This is a genomic window from Immundisolibacter sp. (assembly GCF_050250495.1).
Taxonomy (GTDB): Bacteria; Pseudomonadota; Gammaproteobacteria; order Immundisolibacterales; family Immundisolibacteraceae; genus Immundisolibacter.
The window spans coordinates 1-3,880 of sequence record NZ_JBFWOM010000048.1 but is presented as its reverse complement, the minus strand read 5'-3'; the positions used below and the strand labels follow the sequence as shown (position 1 = coordinate 3,880).

Annotated in this window: 5 protein-coding genes and 1 pseudogene; all 6 read right to left on the bottom strand. The window is 73.8% G+C overall.

The window, feature by feature from the left end; all coding sequences use genetic code 11:
- The coding region (locus AB7F93_RS14090; protein ID WP_428303542.1) for a hypothetical protein at positions 1–245 on the bottom strand (245 nt) is incomplete at its 3' end.
- On the bottom strand, positions 242–1,978 hold the full coding sequence (locus AB7F93_RS14085) for a baseplate J/gp47 family protein (protein WP_428303541.1): 1,737 nt from the start codon (positions 1,976–1,978) through the stop codon (positions 242–244). The genes AB7F93_RS14090 and AB7F93_RS14085, both read right to left, overlap by 4 nt.
- Positions 1,979–2,024: 46 nt before the next feature.
- On the bottom strand, positions 2,025–2,498 hold the full coding sequence (locus AB7F93_RS14080; RefSeq protein ID WP_428303540.1) for a hypothetical protein: 474 nt from the start codon (positions 2,496–2,498) through the stop codon (positions 2,025–2,027).
- A gap of 3 nt (positions 2,499–2,501) precedes the next feature.
- Positions 2,502–2,894 carry a PAAR domain-containing protein gene (locus AB7F93_RS14075; protein WP_428303539.1) on the bottom strand — a complete coding sequence of 131 codons (393 nt, stop codon included), beginning with the start codon at positions 2,892–2,894 and terminating at the stop codon, positions 2,502–2,504.
- A gap of 8 nt (positions 2,895–2,902) precedes the next feature.
- Complete coding sequence (locus AB7F93_RS14070) at positions 2,903–3,517, bottom strand: phage baseplate assembly protein V (RefSeq protein ID WP_428303538.1); 615 nt, start codon at positions 3,515–3,517, stop codon at positions 2,903–2,905.
- Positions 3,514–3,880, bottom strand: a pseudogene (locus AB7F93_RS14065) (hypothetical protein); the annotation flags it as partial. The gene AB7F93_RS14070 and the pseudogene AB7F93_RS14065, both read right to left, overlap by 4 nt.

Genomic DNA, 3,880 nt, shown 5'->3' with positions numbered 1-3,880 from the left:
TTGGCATCGCGCACGTTCACCGGCGGGCGGCCGCGCGCGGCGCGGTCTTTCTGGTAGTGCGCGTCGCTGAGCGCGGCGTCGGCGCTGTCCGCGTAGTGCGCGCGCAGCACGTGCTGCACCTGCACGCCGGCCGTGTCGAGCTGCGCCCCCACCGCATCCAGCAGGCGCGCGAGCAGCCCGCTCTCGCCCGCCTCCGGGCGCCACAGGGACGGCAGCAGGGCCGCCAGGCGCTCGGCGCCGCTCATGGCCCCGCCTTCGGCTTGACGATGACCTTCACCTCGGCCACCGCTACCCGCTCGCCGGCCGCCAGCACCAGCACGGGCGCGGCCGGGCCGTCCTGCACCAGCGTGACGCCGGTGGCGCGCGTCCAGGCGAGCTGCACCGAGTACGGCGCGATGTCCGGCGCCGGGCCGGGCGCGGCATCCACTGCTTCCAGCGTGGCGACGGAGAAGCCCGGCAGCGGCAGCGCGCGCAGCAGGCGATCCCAGCCGAGTGTGCGCAGGGCTGCGCTGGCGGGCGGCGTCGCCGTGCTCAGCGTGTTGAGGTAGGCCGCGGCCTGCTCCAGCGCCGCCTGGATGGCCGCCTGATCCGGAATGGGCTGGTCGTTCGGGTAACGCACGGTGGCGTGCAGCTTCGTTGGCAGGGCGTTGTCGACCAGCGTGAGGCTGCCCAGGCGCGTCACCTTGTCCGCGAGCTTGAGCTGTCCGCCGGCCGCGTCCAGCACGTCCGCGCCACCTGCCGTGGCCGACATGAACGCCAGATCCTCCGTGCCCGGCACGGCGAGCGCGATGCCGGTGAGCCTGGCAAGGCTGCCCGGCGCCTTCAGCGGCAGGCGGGCGAAGTAGTCCTCGATGCCGGCGCGCACCTGCGCCTGCACGCGCTGCAGGTCGGCTTCGATCAGGCCCGGCGCGGTCGTGAGGCGGATTTCGAGATCCACCGCCAGCGGCGCCGGTCCGTAAACGAAGTTCACCTGCACGCCGGCCGGCTTGGCGGCCTTCACGTGGAATTCGAGCCGCGCCTGCTGTTCCGGCGTGAGGTTGCCGTCGTGGATCAGCGCCTCGATCTGACCCGGCGCGGGCTCGCTAACCTCCCCGCGCAGGCCCTGGCGGGCGACGGCCGCGACGATGGCGCCCGCCGTGCCGCGCTCCGCGCCCGCCAGAAAATTGCGCGCCCGGGTGCGCAGCTCGTCGTCGGTTTCGTCCTGGTCGAGCCGCGAGCTCGGCGCCGGGTTGCCGACGCTTTCGATGCCGACGATGGGCCGCGCCAGCAGCGTGAGCGCACCTGCCGGCACGCCGTCGTTGTCGGCCACGAGATCGCGCGCCGCGACGCGCGCCGAGGGCTGGCCGTCGGCAAGCAGCAGCTCGTCCAGCGTCTCGTACTCGATGGCGCCGTCGGCGGTCAGCACGCGCGTGCCGGCCGGGATGGCGATCTGCCCGCGCGCGTTCGCCAGGCGGCGGAACTCCAGCGTCGCCGCGTTGCGCCCCGCCAGCACGCGCTCGATGCCGAGCAGCGCCACCACGTGGTCGAGCGCGCTGCCGCTGGCGGTGGCGATGAAGCCGGCCTCGTACACCGCCTGCATCTGTGCATACATGCCGGCGGTTTCGAGCGCGACGGCCTCCAGCAGCGTGCGCACCACCGAGCCCGGGTACAGGTCGTTCACGCGCGGGTTCTGCCCGCCGCGCAGGTAGTTGACCTCGAACACCGAGCCCGCGTCCGGGCGCGCGCCGTCCTTCCATTCGAGCGCCGCCCCGTCGGCCGACAGCGCGTAGTCCACGCCGCGCGCAAAAGCCTGCGCGCTGCCGCCCATGAGGCCGTACACCGACGTGATCTCCGCCGCCGGCCCGGCCAACAACGCGTAGCGAGCCGGGCCGCGCCCGCCGGGTGGCGGATACGGGTGCGTCTCGCCGGCCACGCCGCCGAGCAGCGTGGTCAGCAGCTGTTCGGAGACTTCCGGGTAGGTCTTGCGGCGAAAGCTCATGGCGGTGTCCTGAGGCGAGTCGCCGGCGACGGGTGCATGGCCGGCCTCACGGTCCAAGGTCCAGGCGGAAGGGGCCGATGGTGAGCGTGGCGCTTGCGCCCACCGGCAGCACGTCGAGCCGCACGTCCACGCTGTCGCGCCGGCCCGGCGTGCGGATGATGTCGAGCGCCGTCACCTTGGCGATGCGCGGCTCGCGGCCGAGCGCGTCCAGCAGGTGCAGGCGCAGCAGGGCGCGCGTGGCCTCGGTGTTGCCGGCGCCGATCAGCTCCGGCACGCGCGAGCCGTAATCCGGATGGCCGAGCGCGGCGAGTTCACCGCGCGGCGTGAGCACGCGGGCGATCACCGCCTGGGCGAGGTTTTCGAGACCGTCGCGGACCACGAAATCCCACTGCCGGCCGTGGCCGCCGGGGCCGGCGCCGAGCGCCTCGATCGGCCGGTATTCGGGCCGCAGCTCGCGGTGGATGGCACCGAGCGCCAGATCGCGCAGCAGGTGGGCGGCGGGTTTTTCGCGGACCGGCATGGCTCAGCCCACCATCACCGTGCCGCTGGCGACCACGGTGCCGGCCGGCAGGTCCGCGGGATCGTTGCAGGTGAGCGCGGTATCGCCGCTTCGCGCCGCCGGCTTGCCGTTGATGAGCACCGTCGCCGAGCCCGTGATCACCGTCGCGCGGTTCGACGGCGGCTTCTGGAACGGACCCGCCGAGGGCACGTGCGCCGGTGTGTTGGTGGCGGTCGACCCCAGCACCGCGGCGGGCTTGCCCTCGATGTTCACGTCGGTCGAAAGATCGCCGTCCAGCACGCCGGTGAACGGCCCTGGAATCGGCGTCGGCACCGGCCCGCCGGGGCTCGGCACCATCTGGATGTGCGTGTCGGTCGCCATCACCCGATCGCCCTGCTTGGCCGCTGGCATGCCCATGTGCTGCCCTAGTTCAGGTTGATGACCGCGCCCTTGAGCGCGAGCGTGCCGCCGGCTTCGAGCGTGACGTTGCCGGAGCCCTTCAGCGTGAGGTTGCCGCTGCCCTGCAGCGACACGTTGCCGGACTGCGTAATCTCGATGGCGGCCCCACCGCCCACGTCCACCGTCACCACCGGGTCGTCGTCCTGCACGGTGAGCGTGCAGGCACCGCCGACCTTGAGCACCGCGCGCTGCGGGCCGGAATCGTGCAGTTCGAGACGCAAGGCGCTGCCTTCATCAGCCCCGCCCGGCAGGTGCACGATGAACTGGCCCTTGTCGTTCGGCGGCGGGCGGTCCTCGTCGTTGTAAAGACTGCCGAGCACCACCGGGTGGTTGAGGTCGCCGCCGACGAAGCCGACCAGCACCAGGTCACCCACGTCCGGCACGCTCGCCACGCCCTTGCGCGGCGTCAGCAGCGGCACCGAATCCAGCACCAGATCGCTGCCCGGCAACGCCACCGTGGCGGCGTAGTTGCCGGGGTCGGCGGGCTCGACGGCCTGCACCACGCCGAGTTCCGCCACGCGCAGGCGGCCGAGTTCCTCGCGGATCAGCGCCCGGATGGTGTCGTACAGCGCCGCGCTCATGCCGACACGGCCTCGATCTGCACCACGTAGCCGCCGCGCGCGTAGCGGTGGCGGGCGGTGTCGATCACCCATGCGCCGTCGCCGCGGCCGCCGGGGCAGCCCGCGAGCTTCACCGTCGCGCCTGGAATCAGGTCCGCGCTGCCCGGCACGCGCAGGCTGATGCGGCTCGCCGCCGCGGTCGCGCGCCGCGCGCCGGCCTGCGCGGCGGCGCGCACGTCGGCCGCGCTGCGCAGCGTGCCGTCGCGCAGCGCGCGGGCCGGATCACCGCCGCCCGCGCTGCCGGTCACGCTGCCGGGGTCCTTCACCAGCCAGCTCCAGGCGGCAGCACCCTGGCTGCCGGCGGCGCCCTCCCCGACCACGGTG